This window comes from Mycolicibacterium arabiense (genome assembly GCF_010731815.2).
Taxonomy (GTDB): Bacteria; Actinomycetota; Actinomycetes; order Mycobacteriales; family Mycobacteriaceae; genus Mycobacterium; species Mycobacterium arabiense.
The window spans coordinates 2984523-3002135 of record NZ_AP022593.1; the positions used below are offsets into that span (position 1 = coordinate 2984523).

Consider the following 17613-nt stretch of genomic DNA (forward strand, 5'->3'; position numbering starts at 1 on the left):
AGCTTCCCCGGGTGCATCATGACGTCGTCATCATTGGAACGGGTTCCGGAAACGCCGTCATCGACGACACGTTCGCCGACCTCGACGTCGGCCTGATCGAAGAACGCCGCGCAGGCGGCACCTGCCTCAACTACGGATGCATCCCGTCGAAGATGCTCGTCTTCTCCGCCGACGTCACCGACACCGTCGCCACCTCGGGACGGTTCAACGTGGACGCGGAGTCCTACGGACTGCGGTGGACCGCACTACGCGACCGGGTGTTCGGCGTCACCGACGCCCGCTCCGACGAGGGGCGCAAGGGCCGCGAGGACAGCGACAACATCACGTTCCACCAGGGGCACGCGGAGTTCACCGGCCCGCGCCAGCTGCGCGTCACCGGTGAGGACGGCACCAGCGTGGACATCACCGCCGGGCAGATCGTCATCGCCAACGGCGGCCGACCGGTGATCCCGCCCCTGGTAGAGGAGTCCGGCCTGCCGTACGAGACCTCGGACACGGTGATGCGCATCGACGCCGCGCCCAAGCGACTCGCGATCCTCGGCGGCGGTTACATCGCGGCTGAATTGGCGCACGTCTTCGCCGCGGCAGGCAGCCACATCACGATCGTCGAGAAGTCCGATCGCCTGCTCGGCGGACCGCAGGACGGCGAACTTCGCGACGCGTTCACCGCACTGCGGCACGCGGACTACGACCTTCGCCTCGGCACCGAACTGAGCGGCCTGACCGGCAGGCCCGGCGCGCTAGTGCTGCAACTCGACGACGGCAGCACCGTCGAGGCCGACGTGCTGCTCGTCGCCTCCGGCCGCACCCCGAACAGCGACCGCCTCAACCTCGACGTGTCGGGCGTCGAGGTCTCCGACGACGGCCGGATCGTGGTCGACGAGTTCCTCCGCACCACCGCCGAGGGCGTGTTCGCGCTCGGCGACGTGTCCACGCCGATACCGCTCAAGCACGTCGCAAACCGCGAGGCCGAGGTCGTCTCGTACAACCTGCGCCATCCGGATTCGCTGCGCGCCATCGACCGGGAGCGGGTGCCGTCGGCGGTGTTCGCGAACCCGCAGATGGCCTCGGTCGGCATCACCGAGGAGGTGTGTCGCGAGCAGCATCCCGACTACCTGGTGGGCCGCACGCCCTACGCCGACGTCGCCTACGGCTGGGCGCTGCAGGACGACACCGGCTTCTGCAAGGTGCTGGTCGACCGCGAGACCCATCTGATCCTCGGCGCGCACGTCATGGGGCCCCAGGCCGCCACGCTGATCCAGATCTTCGCCGTGGCAATGGAATTCGGCATCCGTGCCGACGACTTGGCGCACCGCCCGTTCTGGATTCACCCCGCACTGACCGAAGTCGTCGAAAACGCGTTGCGCGATGTGGAGGCTGCTGCATGACAAACCAACTCGATCCCCACGTGTTCGTCCTGTTCGGCGCCACCGGCGATCTGGCGAAGCGCAAGCTGTTCCCGGGCCTGTACAAGCTGGCCGCCGCAGGCCGCATGCCCGACGAGTACGCCATCATCGGTTCCGGCAGGCACTCGCCCGGGACCGACGACGAGTTCCGCGACCACATCGGCGAGGTGCTTCGGGACGCGGTGGACGACGCCGACGACGCCGTGCTGCGAGACCTGCTCAGTCGATTGACCTTCCAGACCTCCGATGCCGACGACGGCACCGACCTCGCCGGTGCCGTGAAGCAGGCCCGCGAGAAGCTGGGCTCGGAGACGAAGACCCTGATCTACCTGTCGCTACCCCCGAAGGCGATGCAGTCGATGATCGGCATGCTCGGCCGCGAACACCTCGCCGACGATGCCCGCGTAGTGGTCGAGAAGCCGTTCGGCACCGACCTCGAGTCGTCCCGCGAACTCGACGCGGCACTCAAGGACGTCGTCGACGAGTCGCAGGTGTACCGCATAGACCACTTCCTGGGGAAGGAGGCCGTGCAGAACATCCTGGCGATCCGCTTCGCCAACGGCCTCATCGAACCCGCCTGGAACCGTTCACATCTCGAGTCCGTTCAGATCGACGTGCCCGAGGAGTTGACCATCGAGGGCCGCGGCAGCTTCTACGAGTCGACCGGGTGCTTCCGCGACATGATCTCCACCCACCTGTGCCAGGTGCTCGGGTTCGTCGCGATGGAGGCGCCGGTGCACCTCGACGAGGCGTCGGTCCGCAACGAGAAGTCGAAGGTCTTCGCCGCGATGCGCCCGCTGGACCCCGAGCGCGTCGTGTTCGGCCAGTACGAGGGGTACCGCGACGAGGAGGGCGTCGACGACGACTCGAAGGTCGAGACGTACGTCGCGCTGGAGGCGTTCGTGGACACCGAACGCTGGCAGGGGGTTCCGTTCTACCTGCGCACCGGCAAGGCGCTCGCGGCCACGCGCCGCACCGTCACGCTCACCTTCCGCACGCCGCCCGCGGGCAGGTTCGGCGAGCAGGCCCCCAACCGGCTGGTGCTCGAGCTGACCGACGACCCGGAGTTCGGCGTGCACCTGCGGACCAAGCGGCCCGGTCCCGATCTCGAGATGATGCCGCTCGACTTCCACGTCGCGATTGCCGACGAGGACACCGAGGACACGCCACTAGAGGCCTACGAGCGGCTGCTCCTCGACGTCATGCGCGGCGACCAGACGCTGTTCACGCGTGCCGACGAGGTGGACCGGCTGTGGGAGGTGTGCCAACCGGTGCTCGACGCACCGCCCAATCCGCTTCCGTACGAACGTGGTTCGTGGGGGCCGACCGAGGCGCTGGAGCTGCCCGGCGGGACCGGGTGGTGGCTACCAGATGGATCGTGACTGGCTGGCCATCTCGCAGCACGGCCTGATCGGCGATCTCCGGACCTGCGCGCTCGTCGGCACCGAGGGCACCATCGACTGGTTCTGCGCGCCGCGATTCGACTCCCCGAGCGTGTTCGGCGCCATCCTCGACCCCGATCAGGGCGGCAGCTGGCGCCTGGCACCGACGTGCGACGTCTCTCGCACCCAGCAGTTCTACTTCCCCGACACCGCAGTGCTGATCACGCGGTTCCTCACCGACGACGGCGTCGCCGAAATCCACGACTTCATGCCGGTGCTCGGCGAAGGCGACCCCGAGCACCGGCAGCGGCTGGTCCGCAGGGTCAGCGGCGTGCGCGGCACCATCCGGATGCACATGACGCTCGACGCCCGTCCCGACTACGGCAGGCAGCGCTGCCGCGCCGAGGAGGCCGGCGACGGCGTGCTCGTCACCGGTGACGGCGTACGCCTCGGGCTGGTCTCGTCGACGGCGCTGACGATCGACGAGGGCGACGACAACACCCGCGTCACCGCCGAGGTCGAATTGAGCAGGGGCGACACGGCGTTGTTCGTGCTGGAGATGCTCGGCGACGACGACGATCCGTCCTCGAACACCATGGACATGACCGACGCGCTGCTCGGTGCCACCACGACGTTCTGGCGGAAGTGGCTGTCGCAGTCGCGCTACAGCGGCCGGTGGCGTGAGATGGTGCACCGTTCGGCCATCACGCTCAAGCTGCTGACCCACGAACCGACGGGCGCGATCATCGCAGCGCCGACCACCAGCCTTCCGGAACTAATTGGTGGCGGCCGCAATTGGGACTACCGCTACGTGTGGGTCCGGGACGCGGGTTTCGTGCTCTATGCGCTGCTGCGGCTCGGCTTCACCGGCGAGGCGCGCGCGTTCACCAGCTGGCTGTCCAAGCGCATCGGCAGGGAACACCGCCCGCCGAACGACGAGGACGACCTCGGCCCGCTGCGCGTGCTGTACGACATCGACGGCAACGTTCCCGGTGCGGAAATAGAACTCGAACACCTACGCGGATACCGTGATTCGAAGCCCGTGCGGGTCGGCAATGCCGCGGTCGATCAGCTGCAGCTCGACATCTACGGCGAACTCATCGACTCGGTGTACCTGTTCAACAAGTACGGTCCCGGCATCAGCGACGACGCCTGGCACGACGTCGTCCAGGTCGTGGACTGGGTGATGCAGAACTGGGACCGCGACGATGCCAGCATGTGGGAGGCACGCGGCGAGATCCGGCCGTACACCGTCTCCCGGCTGATGTGCTGGGTGGCGTTGGAACGCACCATCCGCATCGCCCGCCAGCGCGGGCTGCCAGGTGACATCCTGGGGTGGTCGCGGGTTCGCGACGAGATCTACGAGCGTATCATGTCGAAGTGCTGGAACGCCGACCTGCAGACGTTCACGCAGGTCGAGGGCGGCACCGAACTCGACGCGGGGGTGTTGCTGATGCCGATGGTCAAGTTTCTCTCGCCCGCGGACCCGAAGTTCCTATCTACGCTCGAGGCGGTGGAGAACGGACTCGTCACCGACAGCCTGGTGTTCCGGTACACCCCGGAGAGCGACGGCCTCGACGGCGAGGAGGGCACGTTCTCGCTGTGCTCGTTCTGGTACGTCGAGGCGCTCACCCGGGCGGGCAGACTCGATGACGCGCAACTGGCGTTGGAGAAGATGTTCACCTACGCCAACCACGTCGGCCTCTACGCCGAACAGGTCAGCGCGACCGGCGACCAGGTTGGCAACTTCCCACAGGCGTTCACGCACTTCTCACTCATCAGCGCGGCGATCAACCTCGACCGCGCACTCGACAAGGGGACGACTCGATGACCAGTACCGCTCAACGCGAACGCGCCGCACTCGTCGACACCATGCGCGGCGCCGGCCCGGACCACCCGACCCTGTGTGGGGACTGGACCACCCGGGATCTGGCCGCCCACTTGGTGATTCGCGAGCGACGCGTGGACGCCGCGCCCGGCATCCTGATCCCGAAGTTCGCGGGCTATACGGAGCGGGTGCAGACGCAGGTCGCCGCAGAGACCGATTGGGACGAGTTGCTGACGCTCGTCGGGTCCGGTCCTCCGACGCTGTCGCCGTTCAAGCTGCTCGATCCGCTGATCAACGTGACCGAGATGTTCATCCACCACGAGGACGTGCGGCGTGCGGCGAGTGGCTGGGAGCCCCGTCGCCTGGACGAGTCGGTCTCGGCGGGGTTGGCTCGCAACGTGTCGTTGATGTCGCGCCTGCTGCTGGCCAAGGCGCCTGCGCACGTGACGCTGCGCACGACCGACGGCAAGACGCTGGCCAACATGGGCAAGGGACCGACGGTCGTGATCACCGGTGAACCGCTGGAGTTGCTGCTGTTCGTCTCCGGCCGCGACGAGGTCCGTCTGACGTTCTCCGGCGACGACGACGCGGTGGCTGCGGTCCGCGAGAACCGCGGCGGGCTCTAGGGCCCTGAGGGGATTAGGGTTCGGCGGGCAGGAGCGAAGCGACTCGGGGATAGGCTCAGCACATGGACTTCCGCGTATTCGTCGAACCACAGCAGGGCGCCACGTACGGCGATCAACTCGCCCTGGCCCAGGCCGCCGAGTCACTCGGTTACTCCGCGTTCTTCCGGTCCGACCACTACCTCGCGATGAGCGGCGACGGCCTGCCCGGGCCGACGGACTCGTGGGTCACGCTCGGCGGCATCGCCCGCGAGACGTCGACGATTCGCCTTGGCACGATGGTCACCTCGGCCACGTTCCGCCACCCAGGCGTGCTGGCGATCTCGGTGGCGCAGGTCGACGAGATGAGCGGTGGCCGTGTAGAACTCGGCCTCGGCGCGGGGTGGTTCGAAGCCGAGCACCAGGCCTACGCGATCCCGTTCCCGCCGCTCGGCGAGCGGTTCGACCGACTCGGCGAGCAACTCGACATCCTCACCGGCATGTGGGGCACCCCGGTCGGCGAGACGTACGACTTCTTCGGCACCCACTACCAGGTCAGTGAGTCGCCTGCGCTGCCGAAACCCGCGCAGTCGCCCACGCCGCCGATCATCATCGGCGGCGGCGGGCCCAAGCGCACGCCTGCGCTGACGGCCAAGTACGCCGCCGAGTTCAACATGCCGTTCGCGTCGCTGGACGACCTGACCGCGCAGTACGAGCGCGTCGCGGCGGCAGTCGCCGATGCCGGCCGGGCCAAGGACTCGCTGACCTACTCCGCCGCATTCGTGCTGTGCGCGGGTCGCGACGAGCAGGACGTCTCGCGCCGCGCCGACGCGATCGGCCGCGAGGTCGACGAGCTGCGCGAGAACTCGCCGCTGGCGGGCACCGCGGGTGAGATCGTGGACCGTCTCGGCTCGTTCATTGACGGGGGCGTTCAGCGGGTGTACCTGCAGACCCTCGACATGTCCGATCTCGACCACCTCGAGTTCTTCGCCTCCGAGGTCGTCCGCCAGTTGGTCTGACCCGTCACGTACGGCGAGGTCGCGGCTACTATCGGTGCCCGTGACCGAACCCGCGTGGCACGAGCGCACCTCGACGCTCCTCGCCGCGAGTGTCGGGGCCGTCGCCGTCATCGCCGTCGTGTACTTCCTCGTCTCCGCGCTGGTCCGGGACTCCGACGCGCCGGGGCCCGCACAGCAGTACTTCACCGACACCACCACCTCGGGTAGCCGCACCCCCTCGTCGGGGTCGGCGACGACCACCACCGGCACGGTGACCAGCACCAGCCCGCCGATGACGACCGACATCGACGCTCCGAACGCGCCGCCGCCGCCCCCCACGTCGGGCACGGAGACGTCGGGCACCGAGACATCGGGCACCGAGACGTCGCCGGGTGAGCCCAGCACGACGACGCGGACTCCGCGCGCGACCGATGATGACGATCCGACCACTACCCGGTCACGTCCTCGACTCAACGAGACCAGGACGCTGTACCCGCGCCCGTGACGGTCGCGCCGCGCCCTACCATCGGTGGTCATGACGCGTAGCGGACCTCCCGACGATCCGAATCAAGCCTCCGGCGACGACCCGACCCAGTACGCGAGCTACGGCAACCAGGGTTACGGCGACCAGGCCTACGCCGACTACCAGGGTGGCGAGCCGACGGGACCCTACGAGCAGTATCAGACCGGCGCCCAGTACGAGCCCGTGCCGGAGCCGGAGACGCCGTGGTACCGCAAGCCCGGTCCGCTCGTCGCCCTCGGCGCCGTGGCCGCGCTGCTGGTCGCCGCGATCGTCTACCTGGCGATCAACCTCGCCGATGACGACTCCACGACCACCGACGTCACCACGACGACGAGTACGTCGGAGACGTCGTCCGAGGGCGTCGCTCCGGAACCGTCCGGCACCGAGACCGTGACGCAGTCGCCGTCGACCTCGGCCGAGACCTCCAGCGAGGCACCGTCGACCACGACGACGACCACTGCGCCATCCACGACGACCACCACGACCCCGCCGCCCACCACGAGCACCAGCACGAGTACCAGTACGAGCACCAGCACCGTCACGGAGACCAGCACCGCGACCCAGACGGTCACCGAGTCGGCGCCCACGCCCGCCAGTCAGCCCTGAGTCGGGTCAGCGGCGCTGGGCTGCGTACTCCGCGACCAGCGCCTCGGCACTGCGCACCGCGGCTCGGCACGCCCTGGTGGTGAACGGGTCGTTGAGCGGGTGGTCGGCGCGACGCCGCCAGCGTTGCGCGGCGGCGAACGCGGCGCGTGGGCCGTCATAGGGCGTGTCGGGCTGTAGTCCGAGCCGGCTGGCCGGGTCGGTGCCCGATCCGCCGATGATGCGCCGCAGCGAGGCCATCTCCTCGTCGTTGAGCGTCGTCGGCCGCGACCGCAGCGCGCTGAGCAGACGCAGCTCCTCGAAGGCATGCGTGTCGGCCAGCAGCGGGTCGATGTCGGCCACGATGTACGGCGTCGCGTAAATCGGGTGGGCCTCGACGAAGCGGCGCAGTGACACCAGCGCGGTGTGCGCCTTGAGCAGATCGGACCGCTGCGCGAACTGCTGGTCGATGACGTCGCGCAGCGCGACCAGGCCGCTGCGCTCGAGCAGTTCGTCGGCCAGCGCCACCGAGTCGCCGATCCCGGCCCGCAGCACGGCGATCGAGATGCGGATGCCGAACATGCCGAACCGTTCGAGCAGCGCCGATCGCGTCGCGGCGTCCACCGGCAGCTGGCTGTCCTCACGGACGAAGCGGTCGGCCGACAGCATCGCCTTGTTCAGCTCGGCCGCGTCGACCCCGGCGAGCTTCTCGAGCGCCACGAACTCGCTCTGGCGCAGTGTGCGCGCGGTCAGCGCCAGCAGCCCCGACACGGGCACCACGGCCTGGCAGATGCCGGTCTTGTCCATCTCGGCGGTGAAGCGGGTGGCGACGTCCTTGGCCGACAGCATCGCGTCGATGCGGCCCGCCCCAATCTCGTCGGCGCGCGACGCCACGCCGATGACGCCGAGTGCGCCCGAGGCGCCGCCGACCAGCGTGCCGATCTGCTTGAGCAGTGCGATGTCCGCGGCGTTGAGGGTGCGCAGCAGGAACACCACGGCGTCGACGCGCGGGACGCCGTCCTCGGGCACCAGCAGGCGCAGTGTCCGCTCGGAGACGTCGCGGTTCAGCGACGACGTGCCGGGGGTGTCGATGATCGTGGCGTCGATCAGTTCGGCGGCCGGCCACTCCACGTCGAGGTCGAACACCTCGGCCGGGTCGAGCCGGGTGAGGTCGAACGTCAGGCCGCGGTCGCGGGGATCACGCGTGATCGGCACGTTCGTCCGGCGCCCGCCGCGGTGGTTCGCCGTGACCCTCGGGGTGGGGCCGTTGCGGAACCAGGTGACGATGCGGGTGGCCTCGGTGGCGTCCGTCGGGGCGATCTCCTCGCCGACGAGTGCGTTCACCAGCGTGGACTTGCCGGCCTTGAGCGTGCCCGCGAGCGCGATGCGGATCGGCTGGTTGAGCCGGCGGCCGATCCAGTCGAGTTCGTCGTGGATGTCGGGGCGGTGTTGGTATGCCGGGTCCGACCGGTACGCCTGCACGGTTCCGGCCAGGATCGCGCGCACCCGATCGCTCGTGCTCATATCGCGCTACCCCGAAGTTCTCCCCTGTGACGTTGCCGGTTCACCAGCCTAGGTGCCGACGGGTGCGGGACTCGGCCCGGTCGCCCGGGTCGACAACTTCTCCGCGTGTTCGGTGACCTGGCGCAGGATGTTGAGTTGCCGTTCGAGTTCGCGCACGCGTGCGCCGCGCTCGTTCTCCTCGAGCTTCGCCGCGGCGAGGGTGGCCTGCAGCGATTCGCTCAGCGAGCGGTTGGCCTGGTTCGCGATCTCGCGGTAGTGGTCGCGGAGCTGGCGCTGGATGCCCTTGAGCCGGTCGCGGGATTCCTTGGTGACGACGAAGGAGACGTCGTCGACGAAGCGGCGCATGTTGTTCTTGGCCTCGCTGCGCACCCGCAGCATGCGGTTGTCCATGTCGTCCTTGTAGGCCTTGCGGCCCAGCAGGGCACCAGCGCCGATCGACAGCGGGTTGAACATGCCGAGACCGGCGAAGGTCGTCAGCATGCCGAACATCATCACACCGCCGAACGACCCGCGCATGCCCGAGACCACCCGGTCGCCTGCGCGCACGGGCTTGGCTTCGAGCCGCGACACCGACTTGAGTTCGCCGAAGCCCTCGCCCATCTCGCGGGCGTCGATGCGCGGCGTGTCGATCGCGTCGATGCCTGCCTGCATGAAGACCCGGGCCACCTCGTCGGCGAGCACCTCGGCGCGCTGGTACGCCCAGACGAAGTTGTCGCCGACGGCCGTGGCGACGGCGTTCTCGAGTTCGGACCCGATCTCGGCCCAGTGCTGCGTCGGATCGCAGTCGTCGATGACCTTCTCGGTGTACTGGGTGATCGCCCGGAACCGCCCGCGCAGATCGTGTTCGACGTCGGCGGTCAGGTCGGAGATGCCGTCGTTGAGCACCTGCTGCCACAGCGCGGTGTGCGCCATGGCCTCCTGCGCGTCGCGCTTGCGTTGCTCGAGGTCCGCGGTGAGCCGTTCCCGCTCGGACGGATCGTTGATCGACGCCAGCTCGGAGCTGACGGCGAGCGTCAGATGTTCGGCGGCCGAACGCACTTCGGTGAGCACCTGGTCACGAACCCGGTCGTTCTCCCGCGACAGCACCTTCTCGCTGAGGAACTTCACGATGGCCGGGAAGTTCGACTCCTCGTTGAGTTCCTTGTCGTTCAGCGAGATGGCATGGCTGCGCAGCACCGCCGACACCGGCACGATCGGGGTGTCGATGCCGGCGCGGCGCAGGTGTGCGACGTTGGCGTCGACGATCTCGCGCCAGTGCGGGTAGAGGTCGGTCTTGGTCGCGAGAATCGTTGCCACCGGGCAGATCTCGAGCGCCTGCCTGATGAAGGTCATCTCGGGTTCGATGAACTCCTGGCTGGTGTCGCTGACCATCAGCAGCGCGTCGGCGTCCGGAAGCAGACCCAGCGTCGACGCCAGGTGCGGCTGGCCGTGACCGCCGACGCCCGGGGTGTCGACGAACGCCAGCCCGTTCTTCAGCAGCGGGCTGGGGGCGGTGACCTCGACGCGCAGCACCTCCCTGCCACCGGCTTCCGGCGCCCGCCGTAGATCGGTCTGCACCCGCGACGGCGGGATCGGGATCACCTCGGGCTCGTCGCCGTCGCCGTTGGACACGACGATCTGCGCGGTGGCCTGCTCACCGAACGACACGACGGTCGCCAGGACGGTGGTCTCGTCGTCGCCGACGCGGGCGACGGGCACGTTCAGCAGCGAGTTGAGCAGCTGGCTCTTGCCCTGCTTGAGCTGGCCGGCGATCACCACCCGGATCTGCGGGTCGGAGATCCGGACCTTCGCGCGGCCGAGGCGCTCGACGAGATCCCCCCGGTCGTAGGCAGCGGCGATCTTCGTGCTGTGGTCGATCAGCTCGACGATGACCTTGACCGGTCTGGCCGGTGCGTTCGGTTGCGTCATGGTGTCTCTTCCCCTGCCTGCGTCAGGCCAACGGTAAACGCACGAACTGGCGGGAACCTCGAGGTTCCCGCCAGTCGCGGATCATGCGTCGGTCTCGATCAGAATGCGTCGAAACCGGTGTTGGTGTTGTTGTTCGACGCCAGATCGGTGTCGACGTCGTTGTTCGAGGCGATGTCGGTGTCGATCTCGGTGTCGTTGTTCGACGCGATGTCGGTGTCGTTGTTCGACCCGATGTTGGACTCGAAGCTCGAGGAGTTGTCCTCGACCGACGTGTTCGCCTCGGTCTCGACCGACGTCTGGACCTGGGAGCTGACCGAGTTGTCGACGGTGTTGTCGCTACCCGAGTCGCCACCGATGTTGGTCTGGCTGCCGCCGACGGTGCTGGTGTCGTTGTCGACGATCACGATGCCGCCGCCACCTGCGTTGCCGCCGGAGGCGTCGCCGCCGCCGATGCCGATGAGGCTGCCGCCACCGCTGGCACCGCCGCCGTTGCCACCGCTGGCGTCGACGTCGTTGAGCACGGGGCCCTCGTTGTCCTGGATGACGGTGCTGCCGCCGGTGGCGGTGGTGCCGTTGTCCTCGATGTCGCCCTCGCCGATGTTGACGTTGGAGCCGGTTCCGGCGATGACGTCACCGTTGTTGACGTCGTTGTTGTTGCCGAGGACCGCGCCGTCACCGGTCACGACGTCGCCGTCGTTGTCGCCGCCGACGACCACGCCGCCGTTGGTGGCGGTGTTGCTGGTCTTGTCGCCGAAGGTGATGTCACCGAAGCCCAGGTTGAAGGCACCGTTCTGGGCGTTGGCGCCGGCGCTCTGGTCCGGGCTGAACAGGTCGTTGTTGCTGGCCAGGTCGGTGTTGTTCCGGCTGGCGAACTCCGTGGCGGTCTGCGGCGCGAACGTCGTCTGCGGGGAGAACGGCGAGGCGAAGTTGTGGTGATCGGACACCGCCCGCTGCAGACCGACGATCGGGTCGCCACCGCCGCCGAGGGCCAGTCCGGCCGGGGCCGCGCTGGCGGCGACGGCCTGGAGCTGGGCCGGGCTGACGCTGGGGAAGCCGGCGTCACGCAGGGCGCCATCCGGGTCCGTCACGAAGGCCGCGGCGACGTCGGGGCTACGGAAGAGGTCGAGGATGTAGTCGATCAGAGTGGTCATCGGACTGCCTTTCGGTTGGGGTTCTCGGATTTGGACGAGGAGCCTGTCGCCGGCTGTCCGGCGAACTGACTACGAATCTATGGATCCGCGAGGCCACCGGGAACGGGGCCGAAACCCCTGCTCTCACCCTGCCATGGTGGGATGCCCCTGGGGTTTGCGTTAGGGGATTAGGGGATTGGTCGGGGGTCGCCTGTTCTACCCCGTGAACTGCCCGAATACGACGACAGCGCGGCCGTTTCCGGCCGCGCTGTCGTGGTGTGCAGGGTGAATTCAGTTGAAGGCGTCGAACCCTTGGGGGTCGGCGTTGGGGGTGTCGACGGTGCCGTCGCCGCCTGCCGGCTGCGTCCAGTCGTCGAGGGCGTCGAGGCTCTCGGCCACCGTGCCGTCGTCGATAACCGGCGCATCGAAGGCCAGGCCCGGGTCGTCGGCCGTGGCCACCGCGTTCAGCCCGCCATCCCAGTCGTCCCACGCCGTGTCCACCACACCGGGTGCGGCGCCGTCGGGCTGGGCGATCAGGTCGTGCACGACGGGCGAGTCGTCGATGCCCTGCAGCGGCAGGTGATCGTCGAACGCGTCGAATGCTGCGGTGGCAGCACCACTCGACCACACGTTCCCCGCGTCGCCGATCGCGTCGAATCCGGACACCGGCGCCGCCGAGAGCGACTCGGTGACCACCGGGATCAAGCTGTTGACGTCGGCACTGGTGACGTCGGTCAGATTCGCCGCGGAGATGGCCTGGGCCGGGTCGGCGGCATACTGGGCCGCGACGTCGGGGTCGCGCACCACCGACATCACGAAGTCGAGTAGCGAGTTCGCCACGGGTCCCCCTCTCTCGTAATTCGGTGAGCTGGCAGATCACGCACTGCCTTGCCCGAAATGCTATCGGCGCAGGCAGCCTCACCGAATCGGTGCCGAACCCAACCCCGGGCGACCCTCGTTAGGGGGTTCGACGTTAGGGGTTCTCGAACCCTTAGGGGGATCGCCCACGCAGCCCCATACCGCCCGCTATGGTGAGGGCTGGTCTTCTGCGCTGCCCTGCCTTCAAGAGCCCTGCGCGAGGAACCGTCGACACTGCTCCCTCGATCTGACTCAGAGGTCTTCCTACATGAGCGACTCACTCGGACTGTCCGTCGGGACCACGAACCTGGTCGCGGCCGCCATCGGGCGTCCCCCCGTGGTGCGGCGCGCTGCGCTGGCTCTGTTCAACGATCGCGCACCGGAGGTCGGCGACCAGTTCGGCCCCACCCAGCCCAACCTCGTCCTCACCGGGTTCGTCGAGCGGGTCGGCGACCCGGTGCCGATGGTTGCCTCCGACGGCTCGTCGCACCGCGGTGAGGTCGTGCTCGTCGAAGCGTTGGACGCGATGGCCCGTGCCGTCGGCGGCGGCGCGCCCGTCACGATCGCGGTGCCCGCGCACTGGAACGCCGGTGTCGTCGGCGCCTTGCGGAATGCGTTGCGCGACAAACCGAATTTGTCCCCCGGCGGGGTGCCGCCCACGCTCGTCCCCGACTCGGCGGCGGCGCTGTCCGCGCTCCGCGTCGCGCCTGGCCTGCCGGCCGACGGCGTCGTCGTGCTGTGCGACTTCGGCGCGAACGGCACCAGCGTGACGCTGGCCGATGCGCGCGCGGGCATGGCCGTCATCGGCGACACCATCCGCTACCCGGACTTCTCCGGCGATCTCGTCGACCAGTCACTGCTCAACCACGTGATCTCCGGCGTCGCCGACGCGAGCAACCCGGATCCCGCGGGCACCGCGGCGGTCGGCTCGCTGACCAAATTGCGCGACGACTGCAGGCAGGCCAAGGAGAGGTTGTCCGCCGACACCGCGGCCGTCATCCCGGTCGCGTTGCCCGGTTTCTCGTCCGACGTACGGGTCACCCGCCCCGAACTCGAACGCCTCATCGATCAGCCGCTCAACGGTCTGATGGGTGCGATCGAACAGTCGTTGCAGCAGTTCAGGATTCCGATGGCGGCCATCACGGCGGTCGCGACCGTCGGCGGCGGCGCCTCGATCCCGCTGGTGACCCAGCGGCTGTCGGAACGGCTGCGCGCGCCCGTCGTGACCACGCCGCAGCCGCAGGTGGTCGGTGCTGCAGGTGCGGCCGTGCTGTCTGCCGGCGGGCTGGGCGGCGGACTGAGCGACGATGCCACCGGGCTCGCGCCCGTGGCGGACGACGCGACCGGTCTCGCACCGACCATGGGCTGGGTAGCGGGTGCCGGGGCGGCGGGAGTTGCGGCCGGTGCCGCAGCGGGTGCCGCCTTCCCGACCCAGGCCGCACCGAGCGCCGCCGACACGTCGGCCGCCGACTCACTGGCCTGGTCCCAGGGCGTCGAATCCGACGATCCACTGCCCTACGCCGGTGGCGAGTACGACTACGGCAGCGCGACCGACGCCCGGCCGCCGGTCGACTTCGCGGCGCGCGACGAGCCCTACGACGACGACGAACCGGGGCCGCTGCCCTGGTACAAGCGGCCCCCGCTGCTGTTCGGGGCTGCCGCGGCAGCCGCGCTGCTGGCCGTCGGAGGGCTTGCGGTGACGCTGACCAGCACGTCGACCGACTCGACGCCGGTGACCGAGAACGTCACCATCACCAGCACCGGTGACGACGGCCTGGTCACCACCACCGTCGTGCCGTCCTCGGAGGCCGAGACCTACCGCAACCGGCCGTTGACGACGACTCCCCCGGCCCCGGGAACCACGAACCCGTCGTCGTCGTCGGCGCCGCCCACCACCACGACCACCACGACGTCGCCGACCACCACCACGACCACCACGACGACGACCACCACGACCACGACGACGACAACTCCCCCGACGACCACGACCACCGTGCCGCCGACGACCACCACACCGCCGCCGACCACCACCGTCCCGCCGCCCACCACCACGGTCGCGCCACCGCCCACCACCACGGTCCCGGTCGTTCCCGATACGCCCGACGCGCAGCCGGCACCGACCATCCCGGTCGTCGAAACCGTTCCGGAGGTGGCACCTGCGCCGCCGCCGGTCGCCGAAGTCCCCGTGCTGCCGCTGTTCCCATGACCGCACAGGACGTCGTCGCGACGCTGACGGCGTCACCCACCGAGCCCACGAAGGCACTGGTGTCGGGTGGGATCGGGTCGGGTAAGTCGTTGGTACTGGGCGGCGTTCGAGCGGCCCTGCGTGCTGCGGGCATCGCCGTCATCGCCCGCGCGCCACGCGACGGCGACCCGCCGGGAGCCGCCATCGTGGTCGACGACGCTCACCTACTCGACGACGCCGAACTGCAGCACCTGGCCGACCTGATGACCGACCCGGCCACGACCGTCATCGTCGCCGCGGAACCGCAATCCCAGCATCGCGGCCTCACGGAACTGTCGGCCGCCGCGGCGAGGCAGTCGCCGGTGGTGACGTTGGGTCCGCTGACCCCACCCGAGATCGCCCGTCTCGCAAGCGAAGTCATCGGCTCGCCGCCGCCGCTGGAGATGGTCCGGTCGGTGGCGACGGCGACCGCGGGCGTGCCGTTCCTCGTCCGAGCCGCCGTCACCGCAGCCGCGGCACCCGACGCCGAGTCACCGGGATCCGCGATCTCTGCGGCCACGCGCGCGGCCCTGATCGAGCGACTGCGCCGCGCCGACGACGCTGTCGTGGACACGCTGCTGATCTGCTCGCTGAGCCCGGAACTGGGGCCGGACGACGTGGCGGGCGCCCTCGATCTCGAGAGCGCCCCGGTGCACCGACTGGTCGACCGGGCGCGTGCCACCGGCCTGATCGCACCGTCGCACAACCCGATCTTCTTGCGCACCCTGCATCGGTGTCTCGCCCAGATCGTCGGCGCCACCCGGCACCACGAGATCGAGACGAGATTGCTTCGGACGCAGCTCGACTCGTCGACGCTGACCGTCGACCTCGCGCTCCGGATGGCCGATCACGGCCTGCGCGACCCGCTGCTGGCCGACGCGCTGACCGCGCTGGCCGATCGCAACCGCGCTCACCCGGCACGCACGGCGCGGTTGTACCGGGCGGCTGCCGAGGTCGACCCCGGCGCTCGCGACTCCCGGCTGGCCGATGCGCTTGCGGCCAGCGGTGACTGCGCCACGGCGGGCCGGATCGCCGACGAACTGCTGACGTCCGAGGATGCCGGCGAGAAGGCCGCCGCGGTGCGCATTGCGGCCAGCGTGGCGGTGCACGACGGGAGCGCCGCGCAGGCCGCCGAGTTGTTCGCGTGGCTGGGCCCGCACCCCGACGCCGTGATCGCCTCGGCGAACGCCGTCGTTGCCATCGGCGTCGGCGACCCGCAGGCCGCTCGCGCGGCGCTGGCGGCCGAAGCGCAGGGACCGCCCACCTCCGATGCGCGCGCGGCCCGCCACCTGGCCGAGGGGTTGATCGCGTCGCTCGACTCGACATACCCAACCGCGATGGCTCGTCTCTCACAGTCGATTTCGGCCAGGCCGTCGGCGCCGGGCGTCACTCCGGACAGTGCGGCAGCCGTGGTCGCGCTGACCGCGCTGCACGCCGGCGACCCGGTGCGCGCCCGCAGCGTCGTCGGACGGGCGCTGGCCGTACCCGGTGACGAGGCAACCGCGTTCTTCGCCCACCGGCACCGGCTGCTGCTGGGCTGGATCCGGATGCTCGACGGTCAGTTGGCGGCCGCGGGTACCGACGTCGCCGCCGTGACGGCCACGAATGCGCCGCTGCATCGCCGCGACGCGTTGTGGGCGTCGGCGCTGCAGACCGCGATCGCGCGCCGCAACGGCGACAGCGGCGCCGTTCAGAAGCACTGGTACGCGGCCATGGAGGTGCTCACCGAGTACTCCATCGACCTGTACTCCCTGCTGCCGCTGGGCGAACTGTGGATCGCCGCGGCGCGACTGCACCAGGTCGATCGGCTAACCCACACCGTCGACGAGGCCTTCGACCTGCTCGGCCGGCTCGGCAACCCGATCGCGTGGTCACTCCCCCTGCACTGGGCGGGCGTGCACGCGGGCATCCTCGCGAACTCGCCGGACGCCGTGGCCCCGCACGGACAGGCGCTGACCGCCGCGGCCGCGCACAGCACGTTCGCCCGATCGCTCGCCAACGCCGGCCGCACCTGGCTGCGGGTGCTGGCCAACCACGTGGAGGTCGACGAGGTCACGGCCGCGGCGAGGTCACTGGCTCAGTTCGGACTGGGGTGGGACGCCACCCGACTCGCCAGCCAGGCCGCGCTGCAGACGCCCGACGGCCGGATCTCGGCGGCGATGCTCCAGCTGGCGCGCGACCTGAAGGTGACGAGTACCGCGAGCGCGGAGCCGGCCCCTCCCGCCGCGTCGGCGCCTGCGTCGGCGACCGCGCCCGCCGGTTCCGCTGCTGCCCCGGACTCGTCGATGCCCAACTGGAGCAGGCTGTCCGATCGCGAGCGCGAGGTTGCCGAACTCGTCCTGCAGGGGATGCCCTACCGCGACATCGGCAGTCAGCTGCTCATCTCGGCGAAGACCGTCGAGCACCACGTCGCGCGGATCCGGCGCAGGTTGGGCGCCGAATCGCGTTCGGAGCTGATGTCGATGTTGCGAGCGATCCTGGGGACTCCCAGCTGATCTCACTCATCTCCCGCGTGTGACGATGACCACTCTTCCGGTGGCAGCCGGGTGCGTCTCGGCGCGACTACCAGCAACCGGACGGCAATCCCTGCCCCGATCAGTGTCTGAACCTAGTTAGTTAGGTCAGCCTTCATAGCGTCGATTGTTCCC

13 protein-coding genes are annotated in these 17613 nt (G+C 69.5%); 9 read left to right on the forward strand and 4 right to left on the reverse strand.

All coding sequences use genetic code 11. The features are described from left to right. Positions 1–11: 11 nt before the first annotated feature. The 7 genes from G6N61_RS16100 (at position 12) to G6N61_RS16130 (ending at position 7345) form a co-directional block, all read left to right on the forward strand. Positions 12–1388, forward strand: a complete 1377-nt coding sequence (locus G6N61_RS16100; RefSeq protein WP_163919414.1) for a mycothione reductase — start codon at positions 12–14, stop codon at positions 1386–1388. After that, on the forward strand, positions 1385–2788 hold the full coding sequence (gene zwf / locus G6N61_RS16105; RefSeq protein ID WP_163919415.1) for a glucose-6-phosphate dehydrogenase: 1404 nt from the start codon (positions 1385–1387) through the stop codon (positions 2786–2788). The genes G6N61_RS16100 and zwf overlap by 4 nt, the downstream gene beginning before the upstream one ends. Continuing rightward, complete coding sequence (locus G6N61_RS16110; protein WP_163919416.1) at positions 2778–4619, forward strand: glycoside hydrolase family 15 protein; 1842 nt, start codon at positions 2778–2780, stop codon at positions 4617–4619. Before zwf ends, G6N61_RS16110 begins: the two co-directional genes overlap by 11 nt. Further along, on the forward strand, positions 4616–5242 hold the full coding sequence (locus G6N61_RS16115) for a TIGR03085 family metal-binding protein (protein ID WP_163919417.1): 627 nt from the start codon (positions 4616–4618) through the stop codon (positions 5240–5242). Before G6N61_RS16110 ends, G6N61_RS16115 begins: the two co-directional genes overlap by 4 nt. 62 nt (positions 5243–5304) lie before the next feature. Continuing rightward, the gene (locus G6N61_RS16120) at positions 5305–6237 is read left to right on the forward strand and encodes an LLM class F420-dependent oxidoreductase (RefSeq protein WP_163919418.1); all 933 of its coding nucleotides are present in this window, start codon (positions 5305–5307) and stop codon (positions 6235–6237) included. A gap of 40 nt (positions 6238–6277) precedes the next feature. Next, complete coding sequence (locus tag G6N61_RS16125; protein ID WP_235887565.1) at positions 6278–6721, forward strand: hypothetical protein; 444 nt, start codon at positions 6278–6280, stop codon at positions 6719–6721. A gap of 30 nt (positions 6722–6751) precedes the next feature. Further along, on the forward strand, positions 6752–7345 hold the full coding sequence (locus tag G6N61_RS16130; protein ID WP_163919420.1) for a hypothetical protein: 594 nt from the start codon (positions 6752–6754) through the stop codon (positions 7343–7345). Between the two features lie 6 nt (positions 7346–7351). On the opposite strand, the gene G6N61_RS16135 is transcribed toward G6N61_RS16130, so the two are convergent. From G6N61_RS16135 to G6N61_RS16150, 4 genes are all read right to left on the reverse strand, one after another. Next, complete coding sequence (locus G6N61_RS16135; RefSeq protein WP_163919421.1) at positions 7352–8845, reverse strand: dynamin family protein; 1494 nt, start codon at positions 8843–8845, stop codon at positions 7352–7354. 48 nt (positions 8846–8893) lie between these two features. After that, complete coding sequence (locus G6N61_RS16140) at positions 8894–10753, reverse strand: dynamin family protein (protein WP_163919422.1); 1860 nt, start codon at positions 10751–10753, stop codon at positions 8894–8896. 98 nt (positions 10754–10851) lie between these two features. Then, a complete protein-coding gene (locus G6N61_RS16145; RefSeq protein ID WP_163919423.1) occupies positions 10852–11904 on the reverse strand; it encodes an IniB N-terminal domain-containing protein in 1053 nt (350 codons plus the stop codon). Positions 11905–12174: 270 nt separating this feature from the next. Beyond that, a complete protein-coding gene (locus G6N61_RS16150) occupies positions 12175–12723 on the reverse strand; it encodes an Rv0340 family IniB-related protein (RefSeq protein WP_198339344.1) in 549 nt (182 codons plus the stop codon). A 286-nt stretch (positions 12724–13009) separates the two neighbouring features. Between G6N61_RS16150 and G6N61_RS16155 the strand changes: the two genes are divergently transcribed. Continuing rightward, entirely contained in the window at positions 13010–14947 is a 1938-nt protein-coding gene (locus tag G6N61_RS16155) for an Hsp70 family protein (RefSeq protein ID WP_163919424.1), read from the forward strand. Beyond that, positions 14944–17460, forward strand: a complete 2517-nt coding sequence (gene iniR / locus G6N61_RS16160; RefSeq protein WP_163919425.1) for an isoniazid response ATPase/transcriptional regulator IniR — start codon at positions 14944–14946, stop codon at positions 17458–17460. Before G6N61_RS16155 ends, iniR begins: the two co-directional genes overlap by 4 nt. Positions 17461–17613: the final 153 nt, after the last annotated feature.

Excerpts from the sequence above, each read along its gene's own strand:
- iniR (WP_163919425.1), top strand. The coding sequence starts at position 14,944 with ATGACCGCACAGGACGTCGTCGCGACGCTGACGGCGTCACCCACCGAG.
- zwf (WP_163919415.1), top strand. The coding sequence starts at position 1,385 with ATGACAAACCAACTCGATCCCCACGTGTTCGTCCTGTTCGGCGCCACC.
- G6N61_RS16135 (WP_163919421.1), bottom strand. The coding sequence starts at position 8,845 with ATGAGCACGAGCGATCGGGTGCGCGCGATCCTGGCCGGAACCGTGCAG.
- G6N61_RS16155 (WP_163919424.1), top strand. The coding sequence starts at position 13,010 with ATGAGCGACTCACTCGGACTGTCCGTCGGGACCACGAACCTGGTCGCG.
- G6N61_RS16115 (WP_163919417.1), top strand. The coding sequence starts at position 4,616 with ATGACCAGTACCGCTCAACGCGAACGCGCCGCACTCGTCGACACCATG.
- G6N61_RS16140 (WP_163919422.1), bottom strand. The coding sequence starts at position 10,753 with ATGACGCAACCGAACGCACCGGCCAGACCGGTCAAGGTCATCGTCGAG.
- G6N61_RS16120 (WP_163919418.1), top strand. The coding sequence starts at position 5,305 with ATGGACTTCCGCGTATTCGTCGAACCACAGCAGGGCGCCACGTACGGC.
- G6N61_RS16130 (WP_163919420.1), top strand. The coding sequence starts at position 6,752 with ATGACGCGTAGCGGACCTCCCGACGATCCGAATCAAGCCTCCGGCGAC.
- G6N61_RS16110 (WP_163919416.1), top strand. The coding sequence starts at position 2,778 with ATGGATCGTGACTGGCTGGCCATCTCGCAGCACGGCCTGATCGGCGAT.
- G6N61_RS16145 (WP_163919423.1), bottom strand. The coding sequence starts at position 11,904 with ATGACCACTCTGATCGACTACATCCTCGACCTCTTCCGTAGCCCCGAC.